The sequence below is a fragment of the Cellulomonas biazotea genome (assembly GCF_004306155.1).
Classification (GTDB): domain Bacteria; phylum Actinomycetota; class Actinomycetes; order Actinomycetales; family Cellulomonadaceae; genus Cellulomonas; species Cellulomonas biazotea.
Window position 1 is genome coordinate 1 of sequence record NZ_BIMR01000477.1, and the last position, 2537, is coordinate 2537.

Below are 2537 nucleotides of genomic sequence, written 5' to 3' on the forward strand. Positions count from 1 at the left end.
CGACGTCGTGGCCGGTCGTGGGCGCGTCGAGCAGCACGAGGCGCGGCCGGCCGACGAGCGCGAGGGCGACGGCGAGGCGCCGCTTCTGCCCGCCCGACAGCCCGCCGGTCTGCCGCTTCGCGAGGTCCTCGAGCCCGAACCGGGCGAGCACCTCGGCGCGCGGCATGGGCGCCGGGTAGTGCCCGGCGACGAGGTCGACGACCTCCCCGACGGTGAGCGTCGGGGGCAGGCCGGTCTCCTGCGGGGTCGTGCCGAGCCAGATGCGGGACGCCGCGTCGCGGGGGTCGCCGCCGAAGAGGCGGACGGTCCCGCTGTCGGCCTTGCGCAGGCCGCTGACGAGGCTGAGCAGGGTCGTCTTGCCGGCGCCGTTGGGGCCGAGCAGCCCGACGAGCTCGCCGTGCTCGACGCGCAGCGACACGTCGTCGAGGGCGGTGACGGCCCCGAACGTGCGGGTGACGCCCTCGAGCTCGAGGACGGGTCCGGTGGTGGTGGTCATGACGTCTCCCCGAGCAGGGCCCGCAGGGTGCGGGTGTAGCGGTGGAACGCGGCCCGGCCGGTCTCGGTCAGGTCGACGTAGGTGGCCGGGGTCCGGCCCTCGTGGGTCTTCGTGATGCGCACGTAGTCCGCCTCCTCGAGTCGGCGCAGGTGGGTGGAGAGGTTGCCCGCGGTCATGCCGAGCAGCTGCTGGAGCCGCGGGAAGCTGATGCGGTCGCCGCGGGAGAGCGCGGCGAGCGCGGCGACCACCCGCAGGCGTGCCTGCGCGTGGATGACGGGGTCGAGCTCGGTGTCAGTCACGACGGACCCGGCAGCGGACCCAGACGACGGTGCCGGCGACGACCATGCCTCCGCCCCCCGCGAGCGACATCGCGAGGTAGGTGCCGGGCATCCCCACGAGGGCGCTGGCCGCACCGACGAGGGTGATCCAGGCGCCGAGCAGGTACATCGGCAGGTCGTCCCACAGCGCGCCGCCCGCGAGGTAGAGCAGCCCGACGACGAGCGCGGCGAGCGCGTTGCTCGCGAGCGACGTCACCTGCGACGACGCCCCGGCCTGTGCGAGGGAGGTGACGATGAGCGCCTGCGCGAGGAAGCCCACGGGCCAGGACCAGCCGTACAGGGCGCCGGTGCGGGCGCTGGTGCCGGTGACGCCGCGGCTGCGCCGCAGGACGTGCCAGAGGGTGAGGCCGAGCCCGGCGACGCCGAGCCCGATCGCGACGACCGCGGCGGGCAGGCTCGGGGTGTCGCGTCCCGCGCCGGCCGCCGTGGACAGCCAGAGGGCGCCGTAGCCGACGAGCCAGACGGTCCCCCACAGCAGGAAGAGGAACGCGCCCGACGGGTACGTGGTCCGGGCTCGGCCGCTGGCGGCGGCGATGATCGCGAGCGCGTCGGCGGCGTCGGCGGGCGGCTCGTCGCCCGGGTCGAGCGGTCGCACGGTCGGGTCGAGCGTCTGCTCGTCGGCCGGGTCGGTGCGCCGGTCGTCCATCGTTGCTCCCCTGGGTCCAGCGTCGGACCTTGCATCGGACTTTGCGTCACAAACTACTTTGTGACGCACGCCGCGCACAAGGGGTTTCCAGCACCCGTCCAGGCTCCGCGCCTACCCTCGGACGCATGACGACGACGGCGCCCGACGACGCCACGCCCGCGTCGCCGTCCGGGTCGACGCCCGGGGCGACGTCCGCAGCCCTCGACGCGACGCGGACCGACCGGTCCGACGACCCGCCCCCGTACGCCGCGCTCACCGGCGAGCGCGCGGTCCGCCGCCGCCTCACGACCGAGATCTGGATCGTCCTCGGCCTGTCCCTCGGCCGCTCCGGCCTGTACGCGGTCGTCGCGATCATCGACCGGCTCACCGCGGGCCCGCCCCTCGGCGACCAGACCGCGACGCTCAACCCCAGCCGCTCCCCGCGCCCCTGGCTGGACCTCACCTACCAGCTCCTGCAGCTCGGGCTCGCGCTCGTGCCCGTCGCGCTCGCGCTCTACCTGCTGTCGGCCAACGGGCGGTCGGCGGTCCGCCGCATCGGCCTCGACGTCACGCGACCCTGGCGCGACCTCGGCGTCGGCGCGGGGCTCGCGGCCCTCATCGGCATCCCCGGCCTCGGCCTCTACGCGGTCGGCCGGGCCCTCGGCATCACCGTCGAGGTGCAGGCGTCCGCGCTCGACGCCGCGTGGTGGACGATCCCCGTCCTGCTCCTGGCCGCGATCCAGAACGCGCTGCTCGAGGAGGTCGTCGCCGTCGGCTACCTCATGGAGCGCCTGCGCGACCTGCGGTGGCGCGCCCCCGCGATCGTCGTCACCAGCGCGCTGCTGCGCGGGTCCTACCACCTGTACCAGGGGTGGGGGCCGTTCTTCGGCAACGTCGTCATGGGGCTCGTGTTCGCCGAGTACTACCGCCGACGACGACGCGTCATGCCGCTCGTCGTCGCCCACACGATCATGGACCTCGTCGTGTTCGTGGGGTACGCGCTCGTGCCGGCCGAGTGGCGGGACGCGCTCCACCTGTCGTGACGCGCGTCCCGCCCCCGCCCCTCACACGACGGCCG

Annotated in this window: 4 protein-coding genes; 1 reads left to right on the forward strand and 3 read right to left on the reverse strand. The window is 75.0% G+C overall.

What is annotated here, in order from left to right; translation table 11 throughout:
* The 3 genes from CBZ_RS20275 to CBZ_RS20285 form a co-directional block, all read right to left on the reverse strand.
* Window positions 1-496, reverse strand: a 496-nt coding sequence (locus tag CBZ_RS20275; protein ID WP_130783220.1) for an ABC transporter ATP-binding protein, incomplete at its 3' end; no start/stop codon positions are given.
* Window positions 493-795: a transcriptional regulator gene (locus tag CBZ_RS20280; protein ID WP_130783221.1), complete on the reverse strand. Its 303-nt coding sequence runs from the start codon at window positions 793-795 to the stop codon at window positions 493-495. The genes CBZ_RS20275 and CBZ_RS20280, both read right to left, overlap by 4 nt.
* Complete coding sequence (locus CBZ_RS20285) at window positions 788-1480, reverse strand: hypothetical protein (RefSeq protein WP_246013575.1); 693 nt, start codon at window positions 1478-1480, stop codon at window positions 788-790. The genes CBZ_RS20280 and CBZ_RS20285 overlap by 8 nt, the downstream gene beginning before the upstream one ends.
* Before the next feature lie 125 nt (window positions 1481-1605).
* Here CBZ_RS20285 and CBZ_RS20290 point away from each other — a divergent pair, with 125 nt between their 5' ends.
* On the forward strand, window positions 1606-2502 hold the full coding sequence (locus CBZ_RS20290; protein WP_130783223.1) for a CPBP family intramembrane glutamic endopeptidase: 897 nt from the start codon (window positions 1606-1608) through the stop codon (window positions 2500-2502).
* Window positions 2503-2537 lie beyond the last annotated feature (35 nt).

Coding starts and splice junctions, on each gene's coding strand:
- CBZ_RS20285 (WP_246013575.1), bottom strand. CDS start 1,480: ATGGACGACCGGCGCACCGACCCGGCCGACGAGCAGACGCTCGACCCG.
- CBZ_RS20290 (WP_130783223.1), top strand. CDS start 1,606: ATGACGACGACGGCGCCCGACGACGCCACGCCCGCGTCGCCGTCCGGG.